This window comes from Acinetobacter sp. QJM3NY_42 (assembly GCF_056173745.1).
This window is the reverse complement of sequence record NZ_CM149689.1, coordinates 1,487,604-1,514,516: the sequence shown is the minus strand read 5'-3', so window position 1 is coordinate 1,514,516 and position 26,913 is coordinate 1,487,604. Positions and strand designations below refer to the sequence as shown.

Sequence of the window (26,913 nt, the reverse complement as noted above, 5' to 3'; positions counted from 1 at the left end):
TACCTACTATTAAGGGCGCTTTAATTTTCCTTAAAGCGCTTGAGGTTTTATTGAGTCATTTCACGAATCATATTGCGTGCAATAATAATTTGCTGAATCTGTGTGGTTCCTTCATAAAGACGAAACAGGCGTACATCCCGATAGAAACGTTCAATACTGTATTCACTGATATAGCCAGCTCCTCCATGAATCTGTACACAGCGATCTGCAACACGGCCACACATTTCCGTTGCGAACATTTTTGAGCATGAAGCTTCCGTACTGATATTTTCACCCTGGTCACGACGACGTGCAGCATCGAGTACCATACATTTGGCTGCATAGATTTCAGCTTTGGAGTCTGCCAGCATGGCCTGGATTAACTGGAAACTGGCAATTGGCTGACCGAACTGTTTACGTTCAACGGCATACCGCAGTGCATCATCCAGCATGCGTACCGCAGCACCTACACTTAAAGCAGCAATATGCAGACGTCCTTTATCGAGGACTTTCATGGCAGTTTTAAAACCGACCCCTTCTACTCCTCCAATCAGGGCAGAGGCAGGTACACGACAGTTTTCAAAGATGACGTCACAGGTATGAGCACCTTTTTGTCCCATTTTTTGGTCACGTTTACCTAGAGATATTCCGGGTGTCTTGCTATCAATAATGAATGCAGAAATGCCCCTTGCACCTTTAATTTCAGAGTTAGTACGTGCCATGACTGTAAATGCACCCGCATGTGGAGCATTAGTAATAAAACGCTTGGTACCATTCAGGATATAAAAATCGTCATCTTTTACTGCAGTCGTGCGTAAAGATGCGGCATCAGAACCAGATTCCGGTTCAGTCAGGCAAAACGAACCAATAATTTCCCCTTTAGCAAAACGCGGGAGATAATACTGTTTTTGCTCCTCCGTGCCATCAATAATTAAACCGCTAGCTCCAATACCATTATTTGTTCCAATAAGTGAGCGAAAGGCAGGTGAAGTGCGACCCAGTTCAAAGGCAACTCGTACTTCTTCTTCCATGGTTAAACCCAGACCTTCATATTCTTCAGGAATAGTGAGTCCAAATAATCCGAGTTCACGCATTTGCTGAACAATATCTGCTGGAATTTCATCTGTTTCTGCTACTTCATTTTCCCTCGGAATAAGTACGCCTTCAACAAACTGACGTAACATATCAAGTAGTTGATCCAGGGTTTCCTGATCACGAACCATTTCATCTCCTTGGTCGTTATTTTCACCACAGAAGTGGTATAAGCGGACGAGCCGGTATATTTCTTTTTGGGCATACTAAAGAAAATGATTTCACATGACAATATATTTTGATAATTTATTTTGCAATGCGATATTAATTTCTATTGCAGCTAACTTATTAAATTTTTGATTTTGCTTAGACAGTTCTTATATTTCATAAAATATCTTACTTCTAGAGTTTTGTTTTACAAAAATTGAGAGTATATTAAATAGATAATATCGCTAGGCGAAACTTAATCTTGAGTAAATAGAGATTCAGATTCGTTATAGCAAACTAAACAGGATAGTGAGATAAAAATGGGAGCACTAACAGGAATTCGTGTACTTGATCTGAGTCGTGTATTGGCCGGCCCTTGGTGTGGGCAAATACTGGCAGATCTGGGGGCTGAAGTAATTAAGGTAGAGCGACCTCAGCATGGTGATGATACCCGTAGCTGGGGGCCACCCTGGATGAAGAATGATGCAGGTGATGACACACGTGAAGCTGCTTATTATCAATCTGCGAACCGTAATAAACTCTCTGTAGCAATTGACATTGCCAGTTTGGAAGGGCAGGAGCTGATCAAAGCTTTAATTCAGGATACCGATGTAGTGATCGAAAACTATAAGACTGGTTCACTGAAAAAATATGATCTGGACTACGACAGTTTAGCTGCAATCAATCCGCAACTGGTTTACTGTTCTATTACAGGGTTCGGTCAAGATGGACCACGTGCTGAAGAACCTGGTTATGACTTTATCATCCAAGGGATGGGCGGGTTAATGTCTGTTACCGGGGAAAAAGATGATTTGCCTGGAGGCGGCCCACAAAAGGTTGGTGTAGCATTTTCTGATTTGGCTACAGGCCTTTATTCTACGATTGCCATTCAGGCAGCACTGCTGAACCGGCATGAAACCGGCTTGGGTCAATATATTGATATGGCTTTGCTAGATGTACAAATTGCCACGTTGGCAAATCAGGGAATGAACTATCTGGCTTCAGGAAAAGTACCAGGCCGTTATGGCAATGCGCATGCTAATATTGTTCCGTACCAGGTATTCAAAGCGGCCGACCGGGATTTTATTATTGCTTGTGGGAATGATAAACAGTTTATTCAGTTGTGTCAGAGTATTGGATTAGCAGAATTACCAAATGACCCACGCTTTAGCCGTAATGCTGACCGAATCAAACATCGTAATGAAATTATTGATATTTTATCAAAGCATTTCTTGAAGAAAACTGCAGATGAATGGGTAACAGCTATTCATGCAGTTAAAGTACCTGTGGGAGTAATTAATAACTTGGAACAGGCTTTTCAGGAACCACAAGTAGTAGCCCGAAAAATGCTGGTTGAGATGCCACATCCATATAAGCAAAAACTAACAGTTATTGGTTCACCAATAAAAATGTCGCGTACACCAGTAGAATACCGTCGCGCGCCTCCAACGCTAGGAGAACATACTGAGCAGATTTTAAGTCGCGTTGCCTCTCAGGAACACTTAAAAAAATTAAAAGCCGAAGGTATTATTGAGTAAACTGATAAAAAAGAAGCAATCGGCCAGTTTGCTTCTTTGCTATTTAATATAATTATAGATTATAATTTCGCAATGCGAAACATTAGTAGGTTGAGAGTGAGTCATGGATAATACCAATGATATAGAACAAACAGAAAAAATTTTGGCTCCTTTAAGACATGAGTTACTACATCCAATTGAAGATATGCAGGATGAGAATGACAGGCAGTTTATTACTGCCTTGGCCCGTGGTCTGGAACTGCTACGTTGTTTTACACCTAAGCACCAGCATTTAGGAAATCAGGAACTAGCCCAATTAACCGGTTTACCTAAACCCACTATTACCCGTCTGACTCATACCTTGTCTCGTCTGGGTTATATTAAGCAGGTTCCCAATTCGAGCAAGTTTCAGCTGTCTGTTGGGGTGCTGGCATTCGGTTACTCCATGCTGGCTAATGTATCGATTCGTTCAATTGCCAACCCTTATATGAAAGAACTCGCTGACTATGCAGGTGCAGCAGTAGCCATGGCAACCCGAGACCGGTTAAACATGATTTATCTGGATGTAGTGCAGGGCAAAGGCAATATCACTATGCGAAGACAGGTAGGAACTTATTTACCTATTCATTTAAGTTCTATGGGCCGGGCTTGTCTGGCAGCTATGCCAGAAGATGAACGTGATTTTCTGCTTGATGCTATCCGTTTAAAATATAAGGAAGACTGGTTCAAGATTAACCGTGATCTTGACCGTGCCTTTAAGGATTATCAGGATTTTGGCTACTGTTTCTCGATTGGAGAATGGCATAAGGATGTGAACTCGGTCGCAGTGCCTTTAATTCATGAACAGCATGGTTTACTGGTTTTTAACTGCGGTGGACCAAGTTTCATTATGAAACGTGAAAAACTTGAAGAAGATATTGCACCGCGTCTGCTACATATGGTGAATAATATCCGTACTGAAATCAGTTAAAATATGATGCATTGGTCAGGAAGATCAATGCATTGTTATGATTGAAGCGGTAAAGCAGATCGTTCTTCCAGAATACAAATCACTAGACAGGTAAGTGCAAATATCATCCCTAAAGTGCAGGTGCCTGTCCAGCCAAAATGAGTCCAAGCATAGGCTCCGGCAGTAGTCCCTAATGCCCCTCCTGCAAAATAACCTGTCATATAAATAGCATTAAAACGAGATCTGAGGTTTTCACTTAATTTAAATACTATGCTTTGATTGGTTACATGAATTGCAGAGAGTGATGCGTAAAGGATAAGCGTTGCCATCATATAAAACGCTAATTGATAAGGTGTAAGTAAAAATAATAGCCAGCAAATGATAAGACCCAGACTACATAAAATAGAAATCTGGTGAATATACCCCCGGTCAATAAACTTACCCGTGAAATTAGCTATAAATACACCAACGATACCAACCAGACCAAATAATCCAATACTAAAATCGCTCATATGATAAGGAGCTGGTGCAAGTAGTAGTGACATAGTAGTAAATGTCATACTTACCCCAGCAAAGGTTAATCCGCCAATATAGCTACGCCGGCGTAAGCGTTGATTTGTCACAAAAATAGAGGCTAACGAGCGTAGAGTATAAGTATAGCTCTCAGTGCTGGTAGGTGGGAAAACCCCGATATTTCGATGTAATATAAAAGCAATACAGAAAAGTAAGATACCACTGGCCAGATAGATAAAATTCCATGCAAATAAACTTGAGGCCAAACCTGAAAGGGAACGGGCAAGAAGAACCCCCATCATTAAACCGCTAAGCAGGAAACCCACCACCCGACCACTCTGTTGTGCTGGAACCAGACTGGCTGCTAAAGGTAATAATAGTTGCGCAGCTACAGAAAATAGACCAGTAATGAGTGTACCCAGTATAAGCAGACTTATATGCAGTGAAATACCGCTGATGATCAGACCAAGTGCAGCAAATAGCATGAAACAGAAGAGTAGGCGGCGTTTTTCGAGAATATCCCCAAGAGGCATCAGCAGGAACAGGCCACAGGCATAAGCAATTTGTGCCAAAGTAGGTACCCAGGAAACCATAGTTTCTGGTAATTGCAAATTTTGACTCATAGAATGAATGAGTGGCTGACTAAAATAATTACTACCGGTACAGATACCGGCAGCAATTGCCATTAATATAATTGTTGGAGTATAAAGCGTATTTTTCATATTCTCTTAGTATTAAAAGCCTCTGTAGAGGCTTTACCAAGTTAAGCCTTTAAGCTGTTTTCTGCGGGTCATATTGACGGTCTTTAATAAAGATTCCTGATACTGCACCGCATAAGAAATAAGCTCCGCCCATGATCAAAAAACCAAGACCGATAGAGCCACCACTTGCAGCCGCACCAATAATTGCCGGAGCAAACATGGCACCAATACGGCCAGCATTATAAGCTCCACCCACAGCTGTTCCGCGAATATTGGTAGCAAAACTTTCAGTCATGTAAGTGGCATTGATGGCGTAAGGAATTCCATAAAGGAAACCGAAGAAAATCAGCAAATAGGCAATATTATCTGGCGAGTTAAATATTACAATCACAGGTAAAAATATAGCTGTACCAATAGCCCCAAAAGCAAATACAAAGCGTCGGCCCAAGCGGTCAGCTGCATAACCGGCAATAATCTTGCCAAAGATCATGGCAATATAGGTTCCAATCATGTAGCCAGTCATGGCTTTAAAATTCATCCCCAGTTCAGATTCGAGATAAGCTGGCATCCAGTTGTTTACACCATAATAGCCAAACTGTAAAAAGCCGGCAGTTAAAATCCACAGCATGAACATTCTGCGATTACGCTTATCTGCAAAAATTATTTTGACTGTACTTTGCTGTTTTACCGGCTGTGCCTGTACAGTAACCCGTGAAGCGGATAGACGCTCCAGACGGGCTCGCTGCCAGGATTCCGGTTCGGGAACCAGTTTCTGAATAAATAATGCCAATACCGAAGGAATAATGGCTATAAAAAATAATACCCGCCAGCCATGTTCAGGAATAATCCAGCCCGCTAGCAATGTTGCTACAATATAGCCGACTGTCCAGCCAGCCTGTAGAGTCCCCAGTATTGTAGTTCGATATTCAGTAGGTACGTACTCAGCCATTAACGTATTGGCTGCAATATATAAAGAACCAATACCGAAAGCTGAAAGAAAGCGGATGATAGCAAACTGCTCAAAACTTTGTGTAAAGCCGAGTGCCGCAGTTAATAATGAAAATACCAGAATCGAAATCACGACTGTTCGAACCCGTCCAAGATAATCACAGGCCCAGCCACCCATGAAACCTCCTAGTGCCATCCCTGCCAGGGTAAAACTTCCTAATGCACCAGCTTGTAAATTGGTCAGTCCAAATTCGGCTTTTAAACTGGTTAAACTAAAAGACAGTAGCAGCATATCGGCACCATCAATTAATAGGGCCAAAAATGCAAAAACAAAAGCGATTCGCTGCGTAGTTTTAGAAATTGGCCGGATAAGGGTTTCCGGCATCAGTGGTGTGGTCATAATTCATCCTGAAATTCAAAGGTTAATCCTTAACCTGATTAATCATATTTTTAGCAATAATGATCTGCTGGATTTGTGAAGTTCCCTCATAAAGACGGAACAGGCGTACGTCCCGATAAAAACGTTCAATACTGTATTCACTGATATAGCCAGCCCCTCCATGAATCTGTACACAGTGGTCTGCAACACGGCCACACATTTCCGTTGCAAACAGCTTGGCACAAGATGACTCAGTAGAAACATTCAGTCCTTGGTCACGACGCCGGGCAGCATCGAGCACCATACATTTGGCTGCATAGATTTCAGCCTTGGAGTCTGCCAGCATGGCCTGGATTAACTGGAAACTGGCAATTGGCTGACCGAACTGTTTACGTTCAACGGCATACCGCAGTGCGTCATCCAGCATACGTTCGGCTGCGCCAACACTGACTGCTGAAATATGCAGACGTCCTTTATCGAGGACTTTCATGGCTGTTTTAAAGCCAATACCTTCCACTCCTCCAATCAGGGCAGAGGCGGGTACACGACAGTTTTCAAAGATGACATCACAGGTATAAGTACCTTGCTGCCCCATCTTTTTATCTTTTTTACCTAAGCTAATGCCTGAAGTATTCCGGTCAACTACAAAAGCGGAAATACCGCCTGAGCCTTTAATATCAGGATTGGTTCTGGCCATTACGGTATAGGTGCTTGCTAGCGGCGCATTGGTAATATAGCGTTTAGTACCATTCAGGATATAAAAATCGCCATCTTTCACTGCTGTAGTCTTTAAAGATGCGGCATCAGAACCTGATTCCGGTTCAGTCAGGCAAAATGAACCGATGATTTCACCACTGGCGTAGCGTGGTAAATACTTCTTTTTTTGCTCCTCAGTTCCGTCAATAATAATACCGCTTGAACCAATTCCATTATTAGTTCCAAAAATAGAGCGGAAAGCAGGTGAGGTACGACCAATTTCAAAGGCTATATAAAGTTCTTCTTCCATGGTCAGTCCTAAACCGCCATATTCCTCAGGAATAGTGAGACCAAACAGGCCTAATGCTTTCATTTGGTCAATAATGTCCTGAGGCATTTCATCTTTTTCGGCCACCTCATGTTCACGTGGCATTAATTCATTTTTAACAAATTGCTGAATCATATGAAGTAACTGATCCAGTGTTTCCTGATTACGAATCATCCTGACTCCTTGGAGTTATATTCTTTACAAAGGAAAAGACTAAAAATCTATATGAATAATTTTCTGGCACTGAAATTAATTAATAATAAAAATTAATTTTACTCTGCAAAATTAATTTATCTAAATATAGCTTCATATTTTATATAAAATCTATAGTTTTGTGTTATAAATAAAATATTATTTCGTTTGGTGAAATAAATATACTTTATTTCTAGGGAAATTAGAACAAGAGTAAGGAGTAGAATGATGGGTGCTTTGACAGGTTTTAGAGTGCTGGATCTAAGCCGCATTCTGGCAGGCCCTTGGTGCAGTCAGATTCTGGCTGACTTGGGTGCTGAAGTCATCAAAATTGAAAAACCCTATAGTGGTGATGATACCCGTCGTTGGGGACCACCCTGGTTAAAAGATGATTCAGGACAAGACACTCAGGAGTCTGCTTACTATCTTTCTGCAAATCGGGGTAAACATTCAGTCGCTATTGATCTGGCAACTCTGGAAGGGCAGCAGCTTATCCGGACACTTGTACTTGAATCTGATGTATTAATTGAAAATTATAAAGCGGGTTCACTTCAAAAATATGGTCTTGATTATGAAACGTTAGCAGCAATCAACCCGCGACTCGTTTATTGTTCTATTACAGGGTTCGGACAGAAAGGACCTCGTGCAGATGAACCCGGATATGATTTTATTATTCAGGGTATGGGCGGTATGATGAGTGTTACCGGCGAACGGGATGACCTGCCGGGTGGTGGTCCCCAGAAAGCTGGCTTGGCTTTTGCAGATTTAACCACCGGGCTCTATTCAGCTATTGCTATTCAGGCAGCATTGCTTTCCAGAGAAAAAACGGGCGAGGGTCAACATATTGACATGGCCTTGCTAGATACACAGGTTGCTTCCTTATCTGTTCTCGCCATGAATTATTTAACTTCGGGAAAAGTCCCGAGCCGTTTCGGCAATGCTCATGCCAATATTGTACCTTATCAGGTATTTAAAGCTGAAAAAGGCGAGTTTATTATTGCCTGTGGTAATGATAGCCAGTTTAAAGCACTGTGTGAAAGTATTGGTCTAGCTGAGTTAGCTCTTCATCCACATTACAGGCAAAATTCCGGGCGTGTCACTTATCGGGAAGAATTGACTGCTTTATTACAGCAACACTTTATGACACGACCAGCCGAGGAATGGGTAAAAATCATTCATCAGGTTAAAGTCCCGGTCGGCATGATTAACAATTTAAAGCAGACTTTAGAAGAAGAGCAGGTGATTGCCCGGGAGATGGTAGTTAACATGCCTCATTCTTTGCAGCAGAACTATACATCTATTGGTTCACCTATTAAACTTTCAAAAACACCGGTAGAGTATCAAAAGGCGCCGCCGTATTTAGCTCAAGATACCGAAAATATTCTAAGCCGGTATTTATCAGAAACAGAAATTATAGAACTGAAAGAAAAGAAAATTATTCAGTAAATTTAAAAGTCCCCATCCTTACAAGTCAGGGACTTTTTATATTTTACATAATTTCATTTAATGAGTCCTGAATATTGTGCACCATATGAATCAGGCGCGGACCGATTTCATCTTCGAGGCGCTCGGGACTGAGTTGGAAGCTGGGTGCTCCACAGTTAAAGACATATAATCCATGCTGACTGCTTACCAAGGGTACCGCCACAGAATTTACTTCCTTATGCCATTCTCCTAAAGATAAACAATAGCCATAGTCCTGATAATCACGGAAAGCACGTTCAAGTGAACGTTTGATTGAAGGCCAGTTCTCCGGATTTTTCTTGGCTAGTGCATCCATCAAGAAATTGCGCTCATGTTCTGGTGTAGCTGCCAGACAGGCTCGTCCCATAGAGCTGCTATAAATGGGTAAAGTCGAACCAATAGGGCGACGCATATTCAGTGAGCTTTCTACTTGTACTACATCAATATAAATCATATTCAACCGGTCACGGGTTGCCATAGCGACCGGTGCCTGAGCATATTTACTCATCTCTTCCATAAGCGGATGAGCAGTATTGCGAATAGAGATATTAGACAAGGCTGAATAGCCTAAGGAAAGTACACCTATATCAAGCATATACTTTGTAGAATTTGGCAACTGTTTTAAATAGCCTAAGCTTACTAGAGTATTAGTAATACGGGCAATTGTCGGCTTCGGTAAACCCGTCATCTTGGCGAGTTCCTGATTACCCAAGACCTGTTTATGAGCAGAAAAGCAGCGCAGTAACTCTAATCCACGTGCCAAAGAGGCAATAAATTGCGGATTATTTTCACGATGTATATGAGAGATAGGGTCGAGACGAATTTCATCCAGATTGGTTATTTTTTCAGTTTTTTCTACTCTGGTACTTTCAGACATTCAAGCCTCAAATATAATGAAAAATAAATATGTTATTCATTATATTTCGTTAAACAAAATTAATCCATTCACCACTTTTATAGTGAATGGATCTTTAAACTCAAAAAATCAGGAAACGTTTTCAATGACCATAGCCAGACCTTGACCTACACCAATACAAAGACTAATCACTGCATATTTTTTCTGGCGGCGCTGTAATTCACGTGCAACTGTTAGTGTAAGACGAGCGCCAGAAGCACCAAGAGGATGGCCTACTGCAATTGCTCCTCCATTTGGATTAACACGCGGATCATTAAAATCTACATCTAAACCTTTCAAACAGGACAATACTTGTGAAGCAAAAGCTTCATTGATTTCAATAATGTCCATATCATCAAGAGTCAGACCAGCACGGCTGACTGCTTTTTTAATTGCCTCAATAGGGCCTGCACCCATAATACGTGGTTCAATACCTGCCGCTGCCGCTGACAAAATTTTTGCCATTGGCTTTAAGCCGTATTTTTCCTGAACTGTTTCTGAACCGATCAGTAGAGCTGCTGCGCCGTCATTAATACCAGAAGCATTTCCTGCAGTAACTACACCACCTTCAAACAAGGGTTTTAATTTAGATAGGGCTTCAAAATTAGAAGATGGACGTGGATGTTCATCTTCACTAACCAGTTTAGGTGGTAACTTTTTACCTTGAGAAACTTCAATAGGAGTAATTTCTCCTTCAAAGAAGCCTTCAGTTTTTGCCTGCTGATATTTCGCCTGTGACTGTGCAGCAAAAGTATCCGCCTGTTCACGGGTAACTCCAAATTCGACAGCTACATTATCGCCTGTTTCGGGCATTGAATGGCCACCATACTGCGCAGTAATTTTCTTGTTAGGAAAACGTGAACCAATAGTGGTATCAAAGATTTTTGCCTCACGACTAAATGCAGTTTCTGCTTTGCCCATAACAAACGGTGCACGGGTCATGCTTTCTACACCACCAGCAATATATAGTTCACCTTCACCACAGGTAATGGCACGAGCCGAATCAATAATAGCCCCTAAACCACTTGCACATAACCGGTTTACTGTCTGTCCGGGTACGGTAACTGGCAAACCGGCCAATAACACAGCCATACGTGCTACATTACGGCTGTCTTCGCCCGCCTGATTCGTATCACCCAGAATAACATCTTCAATATCTGTCCCTGGTACACCTGTTTTTTCAATGAGCTTTTTAATAACTTCTGCTGCCAGATCATCAGGACGTATAGACGCGAGTACACCACCATGACGGCCAATCGGACTACGTAAACCATCGTAAATATAGGCATTTAGCATTTGAAAACTCCATTTCAGAGATAGTAAGAGAGTAATTTTTGATTACTCAAAAAATATTTTGGTATCACTACGGCTTAAGGCTTATAAATCATTCATCATGCTACATTTATTTATCAGTTCAATCTGTGAAGAGCTTAGCAGTCAATGATGAGTACATATAAGGCCTATAAATTTGGGATTTCTTACATTCCATCTTCTTAATTAAGATTCTAGAAAAGCACTGGGTTTTTATGTTTTAGCTTAAAATTTCAGTGCAATGAAAAAGACAAGTATTGCCTTTAACTCTTGATTCCTAGGTCTTAATTATATTGATTACTTTATTTCGTATAGCAAAACTATATTCTTTTTATCCTGTTATGTCTAAATTTTTTTGCAATTAATTTCGAAGTAGAATTAAAAACATTTTTATTATTTTATTAATTATTTGATTTATATTAATTAAAAATATTAATTTCGCTCGACGAAATTAATTTTCAAAAAAGCTTGAATTTTGTGCATTTTATCTTTTACTATTCAGAACAGCATAAGTAAAACCAGATTTTTCATTGTGAAATCTAAATGAAGTGAAAAATCTAGAGCGTTTAAAATAAATAGGTAGGGAGATCTCTGATGATCCGTGATGAAGGAATGCTTGAACAGCTGCTTTCAACGATTCGAAATTTTGTTAAAAATGAACTTATTCCACGTGAACACGAAGTTGCCGAAGCAGATAAAATTCCTGAAGACCTCATCCAGAAAATGCGTGAACTCGGTTTATTTGGACTCACTATCCCTGAAGAGTATGGCGGTTTAGGAATTACTATGGAGGAAGAGGTACGAGTTGCCTTTGAACTGGGTCGCACTTCACCAGCCTTCCGTTCACTTATTGGAACAAATAATGGTATTGGTTCTAGCGCAATCTTGATTGATGGCACTGAAGAGCAAAAACAGAAGTATTTACCACGCTATGCCAGTGGTGAAATCATCGGTTCGTTTTGCCTGACTGAACCGGAATCGGGTTCTGATGCTGCATCTTTACGAACGACTGCAGTGAAAGATGGCGATTTTTATATCCTGAATGGCACTAAACGCTATATCACCAATGCTCCACATGCTGCAACCTTTACCGTAATGGCCAGAACCAATCCTGAAATTAAAGGCTCAGGCGGTATTTCTGCCTTTCTAGTTGAAGCCGATAATCCAGGTATTACTCTTGGAAAAATTGATCAGAAAATGGGGCAGAAGGGTTCACATACCTGTGACGTCATCTTTGAAAACTGTCGTGTACCCGCCTCTGCATTGATTGGAGGAGTGGAAGGGGTCGGTTTTAAAACTGCCATGAAAGTCCTCGATAAAGGACGTCTGCATATTGGAGCCTATAGTGTAGGGGTAGCAGAACGTATGCTGGATGACGCATTGCGGTATGCCGTTGAACGTAAACAGTTCGGTCAGCCAATTGCCAGTTTCCAGTTAATCCAGGCCATGCTGGCAGATTCCAAGGCTGAAATCTATGCAGCCAAATGTATGGTGCTCGATGCTGCCCGGCGTCGTGACCAGGGTGAAAATATCAGTACGGAAGCTTCATGCTCAAAAATGTTCGCAACGGAAATGTGTGGCCGGGTTGCAGACCGCTGTGTACAGATTCATGGAGGAGCTGGCTATATCAGTGAATACAGCATTGAACGTTTCTATCGGGATGTACGCCTGTTCCGTCTTTATGAAGGAACTACACAGATTCAGCAAATTATTATTGCACGCAATATGATTAAAGAAGTGTCTTCGTAATGAGGACATGATGGGGATAAGGCATCAGAGCTAAGATGCCTTTTATTACAAGGAAATGGACATGATGGATCAGGCTGTTCAAAAAACAGATAACACAACAAATGCAAAAGTCTGGAAATTTGCTTTTATTTTTTCCTTCCTGGCTTTATTGGTTGATGGCGCTGATATTGCTTTTTTATCTTATAGTCTAACCAGTCTGAAAGCTGAATTTGGTTTAAGCAGTATACAGGCAGGCGCACTCGGAAGCTGGACACTGGCAGGCATGGCAATTGGTGGCTTCTTTGGTGGCTGGGCCTGTGACCGTTTTGGACGGGTGCGGGTTATTGTTATTGCAATTACCTTATTCTCGTTGCTGACCTGCTGGCTGGGCTTTGCACAAAGTTACCAGCAATTTGTGACACTACGTTTTATTTCAGCGATTGGTTTAGGGGCACTCTACATTGCCTGTAACACCTTAATGGCTGAATATGTGCCCACAAAATATCGTTCGACTGTATTAGCTGCCCTTATGACTGGCTGGACCTTGGGTTCAATTGTGGCTACGGTACTTGCAGGCTGGCTTATTCCTGAATTCGGCTGGCGCATGCTGTTTTATATTTCAATTATTCCTATTGTTCTGGCAGTAGCCATGCACTTTCTGGTGCCTGAACCACAGTCATGGAAAGATGCACGTGCCCAGCGCCTCACCACTACCACTTCAGTAGATCAGAGCCAACCTAAACCTAAAGGTGCTTTCAAGACAATTTTTGCAGATGTCATGAACCGCCGCATGTTCATCCTGTGGTCATTCAGTACTGCTTTTCTACAGTTCGGCTATTATGGGGTAAGTAACTGGTTGCCAGCCTATTTAGAATCCGATCTTGGTATCAAGTTTAAAGAAATGACCATGTATATGATCGGCACATTCTTTATCATGATCTGTACAAAAATTATTGCAGGCTATATTGCAGACCGGATTGGACGCCGTGCTGTATTTGCCTTCGGTACAATGGGCACAGCAATCTTTATTCCCATCATTGTATTTGGTAATACGCCTGACAATATTTTATGGCTAATGCTGTTATTCGGTTTTCTGTACGGTATTCCATACGGAATCAATGCAACTTATATGACAGAGAGCTTTCCAACCAAGGTTCGAGGTACAGCTGTAGGCGGTGCATACAATATTGGCCGTCTGGGTGCAGTACTTGCGCCGGTTACTATTGGCTACTTTGCACAAGGCGGTTCCATAGGTACAGGTCTGTTGATTATGGGTGTAGCCTATTTTCTTTGCGGTTTAATTCCAGCCTTGTTTATTAAAGACCGTTTATATAATCCTCAAAAAGCAGAGTAATGGTATTTACCATTGCTCTTTTTTTATATTTGAGAAGGTAAAAGTTCAGATGATCAATAAAATCACTCCGGATATTGAAACGATTTTAAAGGGTATTCCAGACGGGGCCAGTATCATGACAAGCGGCTTTGGACTAGCTGGACAACCAGTTGAACTCATTGAGGCCCTGATTGACTTTGGCCCACGCGACCTGACCATTATCAATAATAATGCAGCCTCAGGTGACCGTGGTCTGACCAAGCTATTAATGGCTGGACTGGTCAAAAAAATGATCTGTTCTTTCCCAAAAGCTAATAATACCAAAGTATTTGATGAACTTTATAAAGCAGGAAAAATAGAGCTGGAGCTAGTACCACAGGGCAATCTGGCCTGCCGGATTCAGGCAGCTGGTGCTGGACTGGGAGCAGTATTTACTCCGACCGGTTATGGGACCAAGATTGCTGAAGGTAAGGAAACCCGTATTATCAAAGGCAAAGCTTATGTACTTGAATATCCGATTGAAGCTGACTATGCACTGATCTATGCAGACAAAGCAGACCGTTGGGGTAATCTGACTTATCGAAAAGCTGCGCGAAACTTTGGACCCCTTATGGCTAAAGCTGCAGAGATCACAATTGCTCAGGTTCATGAAATTGTTGAGCTGGGTACATTAGATCCTGAGTGTGTCATCACACCAGGAATTTTCGTTCAGCATGTATTTCAGTTGCCAGGAGGTGGCGCATGAGTATCCAGAAGCGTACACGTGAGCAAATTGTACAGTTAATTGCACAAGATATCCCCGATGGTTCTTATGTAAATCTAGGCATAGGTCTGCCAACAAAAGTTTCTAAATACCTGCCAACAGACCGGGAAATTATTCTGCATTCAGAAAACGGTATATTGGCTTTTGGTGCACCACCAGAGCCAGGACAAGAAGACCCTGATCTCATTAATGCAGGGAAAGAATTTGTCACTTTACTGGATGGTGGCTGTTTTATGCATCATGGTGACTCATTTGACATCATGCGCGGCGGGCATCTGGATATTTGTGTGCTGGGGGCTTTTCAAGTTGCAGTAAATGGTGACCTGGCCAACTGGCATACTGGTGAAGCAGATGCAGTACCAGCTGTAGGTGGTGCAATGGATCTTGCAGTCGGCGCAAAAACTATTTTCGTATGTATGGAACATGTGACTAAGCATGGTGAGCCTAAAGTGGTTAATGCACTGACTTATCCCGTAACAGGGGAGCAATGTGTGAACCGGATTTATACTGATCTCTGCATTATTGAACTCAGCAATGGCAAAGCATTAGTTAAGGAAATAGTTGAAGGCTTAAGTTTTGAAGAATTGCAGTCTATGACTGGATGTGCACTTGCCGACGCCAGAACTTAAAAAGCTTTTTATACGGATTTAATATCTTTAAGGATTAAAGAATGAAAAAAATGATTTTAGCTGCAGCCTGTGCTGCGGCCTCAGGGAGTATTTTCGCCGATTCTACCGAGCAGCGTATTTTACTGTTGGAAAATGAATTACAGCGCTTAAAGACCGAGCTTAAAGAGCAAAAACAGCAACAAAATGTTTTGCAAGCACAGCAGCAGGAAGATCGCGCTTTAACACAGAAAATTAATACTTCCTCATGGAAAGACAATGTCGATTTTTATGGCATCTTGCGTATGGATGGTGCTGTAGACTTTAAAAGTACAACAGGCCGTTCAAGCGGAGGGCGTACCAGTAATAAGATTAATAGTGTCCCTTTTGATGGAGTTGAGGGAAACCGTTCAGATTTTACCGTAGCCGCCAGCCGCTTTGGAGTAGACATTAATCATCTGGGGGGACGTAAAGATGTTAAAGCCAAGCTGGAAGCCGACTTTTGGGTGGACAGTGGTAAAGGTGACGGTAAACTCAGGATACGTCATGCTTATGTCAGTTTCGATGACTGGTTATTTGGTCAGACATGGTCGCTTATGTCGAATATGGAAACAATTACTGAGTCAGTTGATTTTACCCAGTTACTCGGTGCTTCAATCCTGCGTGATCCACAAGTCCGCTATCAGTGGCAGTTTAGCCCCGCACATACATTGCAGATGGCTCTTGAGTATTCAGGTGAAAGAACTTCAGAATTTCCAAGCCTGACCAGTAAATACACTTACAAGAATGGACCATTGCATTTGATGGGGCAGGGCTTCATCAACGAGAAGCAGGCACAAGCTACCACTGGTGATATTGAAAAAGTCAGTTGGGGTGTAGGAGCGGGTGCTAAATATAAATTTAATGCTCAGCAATCAGTTCAGGCGAACTATTACCATGTAAAAGGTGACCAGAAGTTTGTATTTTATACCAATCAGGGTTCAACCTCGGATAACGCAAACTGGGGCGGCGACTTCTCTGTAAATACAGATAATAATGAGATACTGTTAAATGAATTTGATAGCCTGAGTATTGGTTACTCTCATAAATTTAATGACCAGTGGCGAGCAAATATTGCAACTTCATTACTGCAATATGATGATAACAGTGCATATGCCAAAGCCAATCCAGAAAGTAATAAACGCCTGACTGACCATGTAGTTAATGCATTTTATACCCCAGTGGAGCACGTAGATCTGGGTGTAGAATATCATCATGGTAAACGTGAAAACTTTGCAGGAAAAGAAGCAGATATTTCACGTGTTAATATGTCAGCACGTTATAAGTTTTAATTTAACCAGACAAGGATGTCATTTATGCCAAATAGCCAGCCAGAACATTATGACCTGTCACGAGGTCTGATTCTGATGCTGGCAATTACCTGCGGTTTATGCGCCGGCTCAAATTATTTTAATCAGCCATTAATATATTCAATTTCAGAAAGCCTTTCAGTGAGTGCAGAACAGGCAGCCTTTACAATTGTGATTAGTCAGCTTTCATATGCTGCCGGTTTATTTGTATTGGTTCCCTTAGGAGACCTTTTTGAGAAACGGGGTTTTATCTGCCTGCTCATGTGTTTAACCGGAATTGCCCAGATTGGGCTTTCCATGAGTCATTCAGTTTCTGTACTTTATGGTTTTACATTTTTAGCCACATTCTTTTCTATAGCAGCTCAGGTACTTATTCCCTTCATTTCCAATCTGGTATGTCCGCGTAAAAGTGCTGAACTTGTTGGTATACTGATGAGTGGTTTACTGATGGGAATACTTTCCGCCCGAACAATAGCCGGGTTAGTCTCTACCATGTGGTCTTGGCACTATATTTATCTGGGTAGTGGTATAACCATACTTTTATTTGCACTGGTGATGTGGAAACGCTTGCCTCAGTCCAATAAAGTATCTGGCTTAACAATATGGAAAATTTACCAGTCTTTATTCAGCTTTGCTGTTCATGAACCCCATCTGATCCGTAGGGGTATTGTAGGAGGACTCGGCTTTGGCATGCTTACTCTTATCTTTACAACGATGACCTTTCTTTTAGCAAATGCTCCTTACCATTTTAACGATTTTCAGATTGGCCTTTTTGGAATTGTAGGTTTAGCAGGGGTTTTTGCTACACCTTGGGCAGGTAAACTCATCAGCCGTGGTCAAGATGACCATGTAGCACGCATATGCATCTGTTTATTAATCATATCTTGGTTACCACTCTATTTTGCTCAGCAATCATTATGGATGTATGGAGTAGGGGTGATTTTAGCCTATTTCGGGCTTTCTGCCTTGCATGTATTAAATCAGAATCTGGTTTACCGGATTTCAGCTACAGCACGTTCAAGGATTAATTCAATTTATATGACGATGTACTTTGGTGGCGCAGCTATAGGTTCATTTTTGGCGGTCTTTTTCTGGAAACATGGAGGCTGGCCAGTATGTGTAATATTAGGAGTCTGCATCGCATTACTCATTTTTTTATTTGATCGCTATGATTACCGAGCAGTGAAGCAATCTACGATCCCTCAGTAAGATTTATTGCTCTACTAAAGTAATAGCCTAAGTAAATTAATTCTCAATTAAATAGCCTAAGTATAGTTTTAAATTTTTAAAGCAAACCTCCCAACATAAAGCTCATAAAAAAATTCAAGAACGATTGGTAATCATAAGAGTAGCTGAACCAAAAGCATACACTTTATCACTCTCATCAACTATACGAGCTTCAGACGTTAAAATATTACGTCCCGTATTAATTACATCCCCAATGGCAATATATGTTTTATATTTCTGTAAAGGCCGAATCATTTTGACATTCAAATCCAGTGTCGCAAAACTTACTCCATTCTCAACAGTTGTATGAACTGCACCTCCAGTTGCTGTATCTAGTACTGTGGCACAGAAGCCACCATGAATTAAACCCTGTAAATTAAGATGACGTTCATCTGGTGTAACTGCATATTTAATATGACCAGGCTGCACATCAATAATACGCATAGGAATAGTTTGAGCCATAGCAGCAGGACTCTTGATTTTCCCATTCTTTATGGCCATCAGAAATTCAAATCCATTTTTAAATTCCATATATTCTCCAAAATAGTTTATTTAAGTCTTTATTATATTTTGCTAAATAGAAATTAATTTCGCAATAAGAAATTTTCATATTTTATTAACAATAGTTGAGAAAGCTAACTGTTAAAGCTTAAACCAGCTGATCAAGAATATTTTTATGATCTAAGATAGAGTTATACTGCGTTTAGAATGAATTGATATTAAAATCGTGCTGTGCTGAATAGGGCATATGTTCAGCTATAAAGTCTTCAGCAGGAAAGCTGGTTAAAAAATTTTGAGCTTCTTGATGGGTAGCTTGTAACCAAGCTAGACGTAGCTCGGGTGAAATCACTACAACAGAGCGTTTTTCTTTTCCTGGCTTATGAAACTGTGACATTAATGGATGCTTCTCAGCATTTATAGTGAGCATAGACATAGAATGTATAAACTCTTTTTCAAGTTTTGTGCGCTCATAAATTGCTGCTATTGTAAAAGGTTGCCCATCTTTACGATAAATTCCCCAGCGTTGTGCTTTTCCCTCGATATAGCGAGGCTCAAAAAATACTTCAACTGGAATGAGTGCAAACTGGCCTGATTTCCACGCATGTCTGAAACTTGGTTTCTCGCTTGCAGTTTCACTCCGGGCATTAAAAGTTTTTTGTACTGTTTTTAAATCCTCTGCCCAAACCGGAACCAGACCAAATATGGCACGGCGCCATTCAGGCTGTTGTTCTGGAGCAATAATGATCGGACTCCGATCACTAGGGTAGACTTCAGCCTGATAGTCAAATGTCATTTGCGGTAAATCTAGTAAATGTGCATGTTCAGGTCGGATAGGTAAATAATTAGCACACATAATGCTCTACTATATTTATAATTTCTTATCTACTTTAAAATTACTCGAAATAGAGGTACAGCTAACTACATAAAAAGCTGCAGTACAGATATATAAAATAAAATTTTTGCTAACCAAGTCAGGTTGAGAGAAAATTATTTTTTAAAATAATAGCGAACCAACAGAAGAAGGATGATAGTAACTATTAGCATGATAGCTGTAGTAGAATCAAAAAATTGCATAGATATTTTTACCTGATGATTATTTTTAAAGAATACCAGATGTCAGAAACTGTCTGGTATTCTACAATATAATAAATTAATTCCAAAAGTTAGCGATGATATTCCTGCTCAATGGCTGTAAGTTCTTGCGTATAATGATCCAGTTTGTCCGATAAAATTTTTAATTCGTTATCACTGTAGTCATTATCAATAAGAGTGCGATAAATTACTTCCAGATTATCTCTCACAGATTCATTTTTATTAGAAAGTTTGGCATACCATGCTGAATCGACACCATAGTCCATCCTTTCATCATTGCCTGTGGAATGAATAAACAGGTTGCTCTGATATTCTTTATTCCCTGCATTATTCAATTTTTCCGAAATATTATAGGCACGAACCTGTAAATCTTTAATGCGGTCATGTAGTTGATTTTTAGTTATGCTCATAATTTTATTTCCTATCATTACTCTATTCTTATTAGTGACTATGAAGACAGCTTTAGACTATTTCAATTATAAGTTGTTAAGTTTTAACAGGTCGTTAACATATCCAAACTAAGCATATTATACTTTTCATCCCGCTAAACCATCTTCACTCTTTGAAAGTTTCTGTTAATGCTTGCTGAACTGCTTCTACACGACTTTTACAAGCCTTATAGGCTCGCATAGATTCTTCTACAATCTCCATCAGATTATCAATGTCTGGTTCTTCCTGAGTTTCCAGAAACTCGGCATTCTTTTTCAAGATCTCATAACCCTGTTTAAAGCTGAGTTCTTCATTATTCATTTTGACTTCCTTTTACAATTTCTGCCTGAATCTTACCATCCTGCAGCTCGAGCTGTATATTTTGTATAACATTTAATTGCTGCACAGAACGAATGGCCCTACCATTATACCGGACAATTGCATAGCCCTTATTCAAAATATGTCTTGGATTTTGCAGTAAGATCTCTTTTAATAGGCTGTCAATATGTTGTTTAGTCTGACGAACTTGCTGCTGGGCACAGCAATGGACCACATCCTTTAAAACGTCTAGGGTTTTGGCTGACTCAGAAAGCTGGCTATGAGATAAAGTTCTGATTAAACGCATATATTGATCATTTTGACTCTGATAAACCATAAGCTGATATTGAGATAAAGTCTTAATACGCTGAAAGGTATTTTGAACCTGCTGTACGTTTTCACTGATAGTATTTCGAATTCCTGCAATAACCTTACTTGGGGTATCAAAAGAGCGATGGGCAATTTCATCCAGAATAGTCCGGTCTTTTTCATGGCCGATACCTACCCATACGGGAACCGAACGTTTGCATAAAAGGGCAGCCAGTTCATAATCATTTAAATAGGCCAAATCATTTACAGCACCGCCACCGCGAATAATTACAATCAGGTCAGGAGGGTAGTTAAAATCATTAGCCCAGTGTTTCAGAGCACTACGTAGAGCCTCTATAATACTTTTTGGAGCTGTTTGGCCCTGAAATGTAGCTGTTTGATAGATGAAATTGCAGACACCATATTTTTGTAGTACATCAGCATCTTTTTTAAAGTCACCTAAACCGGCAGCCTGTTGTGGGGCAATAACCAGTACATGCTGGATATCAAACGGCGTAACAAGCTGACGGTTTCGTTCGATCAGTCCTTCCTGAGTTAACCGTTCAACCAGTTGTTGATATTGTCTGGCGATATCACCTAGGGTAAAGCTGGAATCTATATCTTCAATATTGACTGAAAACCCATATTGCGGATCAAAACGAGCCTTGACCTTAATAAGCACATTTAAGTCTTTAGACAGTTCTATTCCACTTTCACGCTCGAATTTAAGCACAATGTTTGCCGCACTAAATTTCCAGATTGTTGCCCGGCAACTAGCAATGACCTTATCGCTCTGCTGTTCTTTTTCAGCAAGTTCCAGATAATAGTGGCCACCTTTAATATTTAAATTACGTATTTCTGCCCTGACCCAAACGGACTCGTCAAAAGTCAGCTGAATAATTTCCTGTACGCCAGATAAATATTCACTTAAAGAAAGTTGTGGATCAGCCATAGGTCACTGATTAGAGTAAAACGTAATTAAAAAATATCAGGAATATTATAAATCATCTGTTGAATGGTCGTGAGAATGGCTAAAAGATTTAAGGTTAACTATAAAAGGGACTTATATGAACATCACTCTAGTAAAACTTCTCAGATGTAACAATCAAAAGGTTATGTTATCTCTGCACAAATATTTTGTTACTTTTTATAGGACAAGAATTCCGTTTCTTTAAGAAAGCTTATAACGCACTTTGAAAAGAGTATATTGAATTTCACTGTTTAGGAGTTAAGGACATGCTTAAACAAGTATTGAAATGCTGGTTATGCTTTCATGTCTGGTCATTTACCAAACAAGATGGACATAAACTCAAGCAATGTCATAAATGTGGAACCATTAAAGACCAGTTCGAATTCTAACTTGATACTGTCTTTTAAAAATAAAAGCTGAAGTAACTGATAAGGATTACTTCAGCTTTTATTTTTCATATCTATTTGGAGAAAGATTTTTATTTATGTATTAAATACCTAAAATGCAATTTTTAATTGCAAAAATCTTTTCTATTAATAAGCTGATTTTTTATACAGATGAAAAATTAATAGACCTCCAAGGAGGCCTATTAACTCATTATAATCTAGTACTAATGTCAGTCTGGCAAGGCATAAGCGATTAAATAATCACCCATTTTGGTTCCAAAAGAACCATGCCCACCTGCCATAATAACTACATACTGTTTGCCATTTATTGAGTAGGTCATAGGTGTAGCCTGACCACCTGCCGGTAAACGGGCTTTCCATAGCTCATCACCATTGGAAACATTAAAGGCGCGGATATAATTATCCTGAGTACCTGCAAGGAACATCACATTACCAGCAGTTGAAATTGGCCCACCTAGCATTGGTACACCTAACTTAAATGGCGGTAATGGAATACCTGGCAGACTATCACGGATTGTACCTACACGTTTCTTCCATGCTATCTGATGGTTATCCAGATCTACACCGGCAATATAACCCCATGCTGGCTGCTTGCAAGGTAAACCTAAAGGAGAGAGGAATGCATTAATTTCTACGCCATACGGAACACCGTATTGTGGTTGAATGCCTGACTCTGTGCCTGTACCTTTTACTCCACCTTCAGGCCAGATCGGATTACCCGGACCACGTGGAATGAGTTTAGATACGAATGGTAATGCCATTGGATTCATTACGGCCACCTGACGGTCCGGATTCACAGAGATACCACCCCATTCAAACATACCAAGATTACCTGGGAATACGATGGTTCCATTTTCAGAAGGAGGTGTATAAGGGCCCTTATAGTCCAGGCTATGGAACATTACACGACACATTAGCTGGTCAAACATAGTCGCGCCCCACATATCTTTATCTGTCAGATGATTTTTAGGGCGGAAGGTAAACTCGGAAATCGGTTGAGTCTTAGATACCCAATCACCTTTAGCTGCACCTTGTGGAACCGGTTCTTCATGAACAGGAACTACCGGCTGGCCAGTACGGCGATCCAGTACAAAGATATGACCGGTTTTTGTCGGCGCATAAATTGCAGGCACTATTTGACCATTTTTAGCTTTTACATCAACAAGAGTAGGCTGTGAAGGTACATCCATATCCCACAAGTCATGATGTGTAGTCTGGAATGACCAGACAAGTTTACCTGTGCTTGCATTGAGAGCTACTACGGCATTTGCATAGCGTTCCATTTGTGGTGTGCGGTGACCACCCCAAATATCTGGGGTAGAAACACCAGTTGGAATATAAACGATATCCAGTTGAGAGTCATATGCAAGAGGTGCCCAGGCATTTGGCGAGTTATGTACATATGTACCACCAGTCGTTGGCATGGCATTTGGATCGGCTGCGCCTGTATCAAATACCCAGAGCAGTTTACCTGTATTTACGTCATAGCCGCGAATAACTCCTGAAGGCTCTTTAATTGACAGGTTGTCGGTTACAGAACCTGCAATAATGATCGTACTGCCAGTTACAATAGGAGGCGAGGTTGGGTTATAGCCGCCCGGATAAGCATTTGGCATATAGAGCTGAAGGTTAACTTCACCATTTTCACCAAAATCTGTACAGCGCTGACCATTATCTGCATTAATAGCAACAAGGCGCCCATCATTAACAGGCAAGATCACCTTACGTGGACATATCGCAGAGGTAGACGTACGGCCCTGCAGGCTTGTAGCAAACTCGGCAGTATTGTTCTGATCATAGTAAGAAACACCCCGACAGGTTAAATGCTGAAAACTTGGATCTGTTTTGAGTTTTGGATCAAAACGCCATTTTTCCTTACCTGTAGCGGGATCAAGAGCCACCAGAAACTGGTGGGTAGTACAAATATACATGTTATTGCCAACTTTAATTGGCGTCACCTGATTTGTAGTTTCTCCAGAGTCCTTGTCAGTTTTAAAGTCACGGGTCCGATAGGTCCATGCGACTTTAAGATCTTTAACATTGTCAGCATTAATCTGAGCTAGGGGAGAATAGCGCAAACCTGACTGGGTACGACCATATGCCGGCCAGTCTTCAGGGGGTATACCAGGAAGAGCTTGCCCTTGAGCTGGCTGCTGTGCTTTTAACTCACCATGAATCTCTTGCGGGTCATTAAATATTGAGTAAATCATGACTAAAATTGTCAAGGCCAGTACTGCACCCAAAGCCATGATTGCCGGCTTGCGATTTATAAAGTTGTAGGTAACTGCTGGAATTAACAACCAGAGACCAAGCAAGCCTAGAATATCCAGACGTGGTGCAAGGGCCCAAAAGTCGGTTCCAACTTCCCAGATGGCCCAGATTACAGTTCCAAGCACTAAAGCGGCATATACCAGTAATGCTGAAATTCTGCCTTTATATAGCAAGAAGGCAGTAAGTAACATAAGAACGGCAGCAATAATATAATATATCGAGCCGCCAATTGCGGCGAGCCATATACCGCCGATGAGCAATCCGATTCCGATAATTGTAAAAATGAACACGGTAATCAGATTCATTTTTGACCTTGAAGATGCACGATTCATTTTCTGTGATCTCCTCCTAGTTTTAAGTTTTTTAGTGAGTTAAGCATTTTCATCAAGATAGAACAGGGTTCATCAAATCCTTTAATCAGAATCAACATATAATTAAAAAGCAGCCTGTAGTTTTAAACCACCGACCCAGACATTTTCGCCATTCTTATAACCACCGACATGACGGATGTACTGAATATTCGGGCGAAGAGTAAGCCAGTTTGTAGCGTGAATACCATAGTAAAGCTCGGCATCATATTCTTCATGTTGACCGGTTTGGACCTTGTCACTCACAGAAATCCGGCCAAATGCTATAGCGAGCTGATCATCTGGGCGTTGTAAGCTAAGACCGGTATAGACCAGACCAATATTTTGCATGTTATCTATAGTATTGGTTGCATCATCATGCAGGGTAAGATTAATAAAGCCTTTTAGACCACGATTCGAATCAGGTTCAGGCTGAGTAAGTTTCTGCTGAATTACTGCCCACATTCCCTGTTTATGGCTATTTTTTATAGGGTTTTCAATTTCTTCTACATCTGCGGTACTATAATAATAACCAAGGCGGTATTCACCTGGTAACTGTTGTAAAAACGCTCTAGGCTGCCAGACCAGTTCTACAGGAATAATTGCACCTTTGGAACCATCTGTACTCAAGTTAAATCCTTTACTACGTTTCAGATTTTCAGGGTTATATTCATATACTCCTACTTGGCCATAAAGTTCTGGCTGTACCTGGTATTTAACTCGCATGGCCCATTGACTCACAGGCCAGTTATACCACTGGTCACCCACCCAGTTACCTACCTGTGAACCACAAAAAGTAAGATTCTGGAAATCACAGTCAAAACTGTTAAAATCTTCGCCTTCACCGAACCGGCCAACTTTAATATCTAACTTCTGGTCTAAAAACTGTTTTTTTATCCATAAATCAGTCAGACGCCAAGTTTGCCCACGTCCCCAGACTTCCTGTACTGAACTCAAATGTCCCTGTAGGGCCTCATGTGTCTGCGAAAGTGAACGGCCATTCCGGTGAGTAACAGTAATCTGGGCTTCTGTATCCTCCCAACCCATAATTTTTTCCAGATCAAAATGTGCGCCTAGAGCAAACTGGTCGGTGTATTCAGTTTTATGTTTATCATTATTCTTTGCATCTATAAGGCTTGCCATTTCACCTGTATAACCCAAACTAAATTGATAGCCTTGCTGTTCAAGCTGAGTTCTGTTGCTATTCCAGTCGCCCAACATCCAGGGAGATTGCGTAGAAAATGCAGGTACAGCTGCGTAGAGACCGCTTGAAGTTAGCAGACCACCCAATAAGCCAAAAAGACTTACAAAGTATTTACTTTCAGTAGGCATTATGAATATCCTGAACAATATTTGTAATTGTTAATAAAGAGAAGTATGAAACTTTCAAAAAATAAAATGTAGGTATAAGATTTTTCTATGTATTCTTTTTATATATTTAAGTTAATAAATATTAACAATTCTTAAATCTTCTATAGTTGTGAGATAATAAAAAGTTTTTTATAAAAAATAAGTAGATAGACGATTTTCTATAAGCATTTTATTTTAAGTAAAAACTCTAATTTAAAATACGAAATTACAGTAAATAATGCTTAATATTCTATACAGAAGCGATATAAATTTAAAAAAAAGCCCGTATAAAATTACTTTACATTTCTTTCAGATTTATGCAAGTTTAAAAACAACTGATTAAAATATGAAGAACAATATGCAAGATATTAATGAGCCGAAAATTAATCTTCCTGAAGAGATAAAATTAGAAGACGGAACAGTTATCCCAGTTGGTGACATCAGCTATGAGGCTTCCTATCTGGATGGAACCCATGATCCGGAAAGTTTTAATGGCTATATTCTTACATTTGAAGTATCAGGAAAGGGAATGGCCGCAATTCGGATTATCCCAAGTATGACTGATCCAGATGACGCCGAGCACGGAGTCAACTATACCGAATTCACTGAAGATGATGAAGCCGGTATCGACCTTTCACCTGAAACCGCCAGCCAGATTCGAATTACACCAGCAGAAGAAGATGATCTGGTTAATGAAGATGACTACGGCGACGGAAATGAACACGATGGGGGTGTAGTACCAGAGGACTATAATAATGAGGATATTGAAGATATAAATGATATTATAGACCGCTAGGTTACTG

24 protein-coding genes are annotated in these 26,913 nt (G+C 40.6%); 11 read left to right on the top strand and 13 right to left on the bottom strand.

The genetic code is table 11. From position 1 onward, the window contains the following. Window positions 1–47: 47 nt before the first annotated feature. Window positions 48–1,202 (bottom strand): acyl-CoA dehydrogenase family protein, encoded by a 1,155-nt coding sequence (locus AC0VYT_RS07070; RefSeq protein ID WP_005014156.1) that lies wholly within the window; start codon window positions 1,200–1,202, stop codon window positions 48–50. A 336-nt stretch (window positions 1,203–1,538) separates the two neighbouring features. Here AC0VYT_RS07070 and AC0VYT_RS07065 point away from each other — a divergent pair, with 336 nt between their 5' ends. Together AC0VYT_RS07065 and AC0VYT_RS07060 are read left to right on the top strand one after the other, a co-directional pair. Beyond that, entirely contained in the window at window positions 1,539–2,756 is a 1,218-nt protein-coding gene (locus AC0VYT_RS07065) for a CaiB/BaiF CoA transferase family protein (protein ID WP_005014158.1), read from the top strand. 103 nt (window positions 2,757–2,859) lie between these two features. Beyond that, window positions 2,860–3,705: an IclR family transcriptional regulator gene (locus AC0VYT_RS07060; RefSeq protein WP_005014160.1), complete on the top strand. Its 846-nt coding sequence runs from the start codon at window positions 2,860–2,862 to the stop codon at window positions 3,703–3,705. Between the two features lie 35 nt (window positions 3,706–3,740). Here the strand turns inward: AC0VYT_RS07060 and AC0VYT_RS07055 are convergent, their stop codons facing one another. The 3 genes from AC0VYT_RS07055 to AC0VYT_RS07045 are packed head-to-tail and all read right to left on the bottom strand — an operon-like array spanning window position 3,741 to window position 7,423. Continuing rightward, on the bottom strand, window positions 3,741–4,919 hold the full coding sequence (locus AC0VYT_RS07055) for an MFS transporter (protein WP_005014162.1): 1,179 nt from the start codon (window positions 4,917–4,919) through the stop codon (window positions 3,741–3,743). 49 nt (window positions 4,920–4,968) lie between these two features. Then, window positions 4,969–6,246 carry an MFS transporter gene (locus tag AC0VYT_RS07050; RefSeq protein WP_005014163.1) on the bottom strand — a complete coding sequence of 426 codons (1,278 nt, stop codon included), beginning with the start codon at window positions 6,244–6,246 and terminating at the stop codon, window positions 4,969–4,971. A 22-nt stretch (window positions 6,247–6,268) separates the two neighbouring features. Further along, on the bottom strand, window positions 6,269–7,423 hold the full coding sequence (locus AC0VYT_RS07045; protein ID WP_005014166.1) for an acyl-CoA dehydrogenase family protein: 1,155 nt from the start codon (window positions 7,421–7,423) through the stop codon (window positions 6,269–6,271). Between the two features lie 246 nt (window positions 7,424–7,669). Here AC0VYT_RS07045 and AC0VYT_RS07040 point away from each other — a divergent pair, with 246 nt between their 5' ends. Continuing rightward, on the top strand, window positions 7,670–8,887 hold the full coding sequence (locus AC0VYT_RS07040; RefSeq protein WP_005014170.1) for a CaiB/BaiF CoA transferase family protein: 1,218 nt from the start codon (window positions 7,670–7,672) through the stop codon (window positions 8,885–8,887). A 43-nt stretch (window positions 8,888–8,930) separates the two neighbouring features. On the opposite strand, the gene AC0VYT_RS07035 is transcribed toward AC0VYT_RS07040, so the two are convergent. After that, entirely contained in the window at window positions 8,931–9,782 is an 852-nt protein-coding gene (locus tag AC0VYT_RS07035) for an IclR family transcriptional regulator (protein ID WP_005014172.1), read from the bottom strand. Window positions 9,783–9,890: 108 nt separating this feature from the next. Beyond that, the gene (locus tag AC0VYT_RS07030) at window positions 9,891–11,096 is read right to left on the bottom strand and encodes a 3-oxoadipyl-CoA thiolase (RefSeq protein ID WP_005014174.1); all 1,206 of its coding nucleotides are present in this window, start codon (window positions 11,094–11,096) and stop codon (window positions 9,891–9,893) included. A 609-nt stretch (window positions 11,097–11,705) separates the two neighbouring features. Here AC0VYT_RS07030 and AC0VYT_RS07025 point away from each other — a divergent pair. The 6 genes from AC0VYT_RS07025 (at window position 11,706) to AC0VYT_RS07000 (ending at window position 18,098) form a co-directional block, all read left to right on the top strand. After that, entirely contained in the window at window positions 11,706–12,860 is a 1,155-nt protein-coding gene (locus AC0VYT_RS07025; protein WP_005014176.1) for an acyl-CoA dehydrogenase family protein, read from the top strand. A 61-nt stretch (window positions 12,861–12,921) separates the two neighbouring features. Beyond that, the gene (locus tag AC0VYT_RS07020; protein WP_005014178.1) at window positions 12,922–14,193 is read left to right on the top strand and encodes an MFS transporter; all 1,272 of its coding nucleotides are present in this window, start codon (window positions 12,922–12,924) and stop codon (window positions 14,191–14,193) included. 49 nt (window positions 14,194–14,242) lie between these two features. After that, window positions 14,243–14,917 carry a 3-oxoacid CoA-transferase subunit A gene (locus tag AC0VYT_RS07015; protein WP_005014179.1) on the top strand — a complete coding sequence of 225 codons (675 nt, stop codon included), beginning with the start codon at window positions 14,243–14,245 and terminating at the stop codon, window positions 14,915–14,917. Next, window positions 14,914–15,564, top strand: coding sequence for a 3-oxoacid CoA-transferase subunit B (locus AC0VYT_RS07010; RefSeq protein WP_005014181.1), 651 nt, complete (start codon window positions 14,914–14,916; stop codon window positions 15,562–15,564). Before AC0VYT_RS07015 ends, AC0VYT_RS07010 begins: the two co-directional genes overlap by 4 nt. Before the next feature lie 41 nt (window positions 15,565–15,605). After that, on the top strand, window positions 15,606–16,871 hold the full coding sequence (locus AC0VYT_RS07005) for a DcaP family trimeric outer membrane transporter (RefSeq protein WP_005014184.1): 1,266 nt from the start codon (window positions 15,606–15,608) through the stop codon (window positions 16,869–16,871). A gap of 24 nt (window positions 16,872–16,895) precedes the next feature. Then, window positions 16,896–18,098, top strand: a complete 1,203-nt coding sequence (locus AC0VYT_RS07000; RefSeq protein WP_005014188.1) for an MFS transporter — start codon at window positions 16,896–16,898, stop codon at window positions 18,096–18,098. A 114-nt stretch (window positions 18,099–18,212) separates the two neighbouring features. Here AC0VYT_RS07000 and AC0VYT_RS06995 read toward each other — a convergent pair whose 3' ends face one another. The 5 genes from AC0VYT_RS06995 to xseA form a co-directional block, all read right to left on the bottom strand. After that, a complete protein-coding gene (locus AC0VYT_RS06995; protein WP_005014190.1) occupies window positions 18,213–18,647 on the bottom strand; it encodes a PaaI family thioesterase in 435 nt (144 codons plus the stop codon). 172 nt (window positions 18,648–18,819) lie between these two features. Further along, a complete protein-coding gene (locus AC0VYT_RS06990; RefSeq protein ID WP_005014191.1) occupies window positions 18,820–19,470 on the bottom strand; it encodes an SOS response-associated peptidase in 651 nt (216 codons plus the stop codon). A gap of 310 nt (window positions 19,471–19,780) precedes the next feature. Further along, window positions 19,781–20,119 (bottom strand): hypothetical protein, encoded by a 339-nt coding sequence (locus tag AC0VYT_RS06985; RefSeq protein WP_005014192.1) that lies wholly within the window; start codon window positions 20,117–20,119, stop codon window positions 19,781–19,783. Window positions 20,120–20,264: 145 nt separating this feature from the next. Further along, the gene (gene xseB, locus AC0VYT_RS06980; protein ID WP_005014193.1) at window positions 20,265–20,459 is read right to left on the bottom strand and encodes an exodeoxyribonuclease VII small subunit; all 195 of its coding nucleotides are present in this window, start codon (window positions 20,457–20,459) and stop codon (window positions 20,265–20,267) included. Next, window positions 20,452–21,717, bottom strand: a complete 1,266-nt coding sequence (gene xseA / locus AC0VYT_RS06975; protein ID WP_005014196.1) for an exodeoxyribonuclease VII large subunit — start codon at window positions 21,715–21,717, stop codon at window positions 20,452–20,454. Before xseA ends, xseB begins: the two co-directional genes overlap by 8 nt. A gap of 284 nt (window positions 21,718–22,001) precedes the next feature. Between xseA and AC0VYT_RS06970 the strand changes: the two genes are divergently transcribed. After that, on the top strand, window positions 22,002–22,124 hold the full coding sequence (locus AC0VYT_RS06970) for a hypothetical protein (protein ID WP_005404932.1): 123 nt from the start codon (window positions 22,002–22,004) through the stop codon (window positions 22,122–22,124). Window positions 22,125–22,351: 227 nt separating this feature from the next. Here AC0VYT_RS06970 and AC0VYT_RS06965 read toward each other — a convergent pair whose 3' ends face one another. Continuing rightward, on the bottom strand, window positions 22,352–24,745 hold the full coding sequence (locus tag AC0VYT_RS06965; RefSeq protein ID WP_005014199.1) for a glucose/quinate/shikimate family membrane-bound PQQ-dependent dehydrogenase: 2,394 nt from the start codon (window positions 24,743–24,745) through the stop codon (window positions 22,352–22,354). Between the two features lie 102 nt (window positions 24,746–24,847). Beyond that, window positions 24,848–26,092, bottom strand: coding sequence for a carbohydrate porin (locus AC0VYT_RS06960; protein WP_005014201.1), 1,245 nt, complete (start codon window positions 26,090–26,092; stop codon window positions 24,848–24,850). 364 nt (window positions 26,093–26,456) lie between these two features. On the opposite strand from AC0VYT_RS06960, the gene AC0VYT_RS06955 reads away from it, so the two are divergent. After that, entirely contained in the window at window positions 26,457–26,906 is a 450-nt protein-coding gene (locus AC0VYT_RS06955; protein ID WP_005404068.1) for a hypothetical protein, read from the top strand. The last annotated feature ends 7 nt before the right edge of the window (window positions 26,907–26,913 follow it).

Excerpts from the sequence above, each read along its gene's own strand:
- AC0VYT_RS07070 (WP_005014156.1), bottom strand. The coding sequence starts at position 1,202 with ATGGTTCGTGATCAGGAAACCCTGGATCAACTACTTGATATGTTACGT.
- AC0VYT_RS07065 (WP_005014158.1), top strand. The coding sequence starts at position 1,539 with ATGGGAGCACTAACAGGAATTCGTGTACTTGATCTGAGTCGTGTATTG.
- AC0VYT_RS07060 (WP_005014160.1), top strand. The coding sequence starts at position 2,860 with ATGGATAATACCAATGATATAGAACAAACAGAAAAAATTTTGGCTCCT.
- AC0VYT_RS07055 (WP_005014162.1), bottom strand. The coding sequence starts at position 4,919 with ATGAAAAATACGCTTTATACTCCAACAATTATATTAATGGCAATTGCT.
- AC0VYT_RS07050 (WP_005014163.1), bottom strand. The coding sequence starts at position 6,246 with ATGACCACACCACTGATGCCGGAAACCCTTATCCGGCCAATTTCTAAA.
- AC0VYT_RS07045 (WP_005014166.1), bottom strand. The coding sequence starts at position 7,423 with ATGATTCGTAATCAGGAAACACTGGATCAGTTACTTCATATGATTCAG.
- AC0VYT_RS07040 (WP_005014170.1), top strand. The coding sequence starts at position 7,670 with ATGGGTGCTTTGACAGGTTTTAGAGTGCTGGATCTAAGCCGCATTCTG.
- AC0VYT_RS07035 (WP_005014172.1), bottom strand. The coding sequence starts at position 9,782 with ATGTCTGAAAGTACCAGAGTAGAAAAAACTGAAAAAATAACCAATCTG.
- AC0VYT_RS07030 (WP_005014174.1), bottom strand. The coding sequence starts at position 11,096 with ATGCTAAATGCCTATATTTACGATGGTTTACGTAGTCCGATTGGCCGT.
- AC0VYT_RS07025 (WP_005014176.1), top strand. The coding sequence starts at position 11,706 with ATGATCCGTGATGAAGGAATGCTTGAACAGCTGCTTTCAACGATTCGA.
- AC0VYT_RS07020 (WP_005014178.1), top strand. The coding sequence starts at position 12,922 with ATGATGGATCAGGCTGTTCAAAAAACAGATAACACAACAAATGCAAAA.
- AC0VYT_RS07015 (WP_005014179.1), top strand. The coding sequence starts at position 14,243 with ATGATCAATAAAATCACTCCGGATATTGAAACGATTTTAAAGGGTATT.
- AC0VYT_RS07010 (WP_005014181.1), top strand. The coding sequence starts at position 14,914 with ATGAGTATCCAGAAGCGTACACGTGAGCAAATTGTACAGTTAATTGCA.
- AC0VYT_RS07005 (WP_005014184.1), top strand. The coding sequence starts at position 15,606 with ATGAAAAAAATGATTTTAGCTGCAGCCTGTGCTGCGGCCTCAGGGAGT.
- AC0VYT_RS07000 (WP_005014188.1), top strand. The coding sequence starts at position 16,896 with ATGCCAAATAGCCAGCCAGAACATTATGACCTGTCACGAGGTCTGATT.
- AC0VYT_RS06995 (WP_005014190.1), bottom strand. The coding sequence starts at position 18,647 with ATGGAATTTAAAAATGGATTTGAATTTCTGATGGCCATAAAGAATGGG.
- AC0VYT_RS06990 (WP_005014191.1), bottom strand. The coding sequence starts at position 19,470 with ATGTGTGCTAATTATTTACCTATCCGACCTGAACATGCACATTTACTA.
- AC0VYT_RS06985 (WP_005014192.1), bottom strand. The coding sequence starts at position 20,119 with ATGAGCATAACTAAAAATCAACTACATGACCGCATTAAAGATTTACAG.
- xseB (WP_005014193.1), bottom strand. The coding sequence starts at position 20,459 with ATGAATAATGAAGAACTCAGCTTTAAACAGGGTTATGAGATCTTGAAA.
- xseA (WP_005014196.1), bottom strand. The coding sequence starts at position 21,717 with ATGGCTGATCCACAACTTTCTTTAAGTGAATATTTATCTGGCGTACAG.
- AC0VYT_RS06970 (WP_005404932.1), top strand. The coding sequence starts at position 22,002 with ATGCTTAAACAAGTATTGAAATGCTGGTTATGCTTTCATGTCTGGTCA.
- AC0VYT_RS06965 (WP_005014199.1), bottom strand. The coding sequence starts at position 24,745 with ATGAATCGTGCATCTTCAAGGTCAAAAATGAATCTGATTACCGTGTTC.
- AC0VYT_RS06960 (WP_005014201.1), bottom strand. The coding sequence starts at position 26,092 with ATGCCTACTGAAAGTAAATACTTTGTAAGTCTTTTTGGCTTATTGGGT.
- AC0VYT_RS06955 (WP_005404068.1), top strand. The coding sequence starts at position 26,457 with ATGAAGAACAATATGCAAGATATTAATGAGCCGAAAATTAATCTTCCT.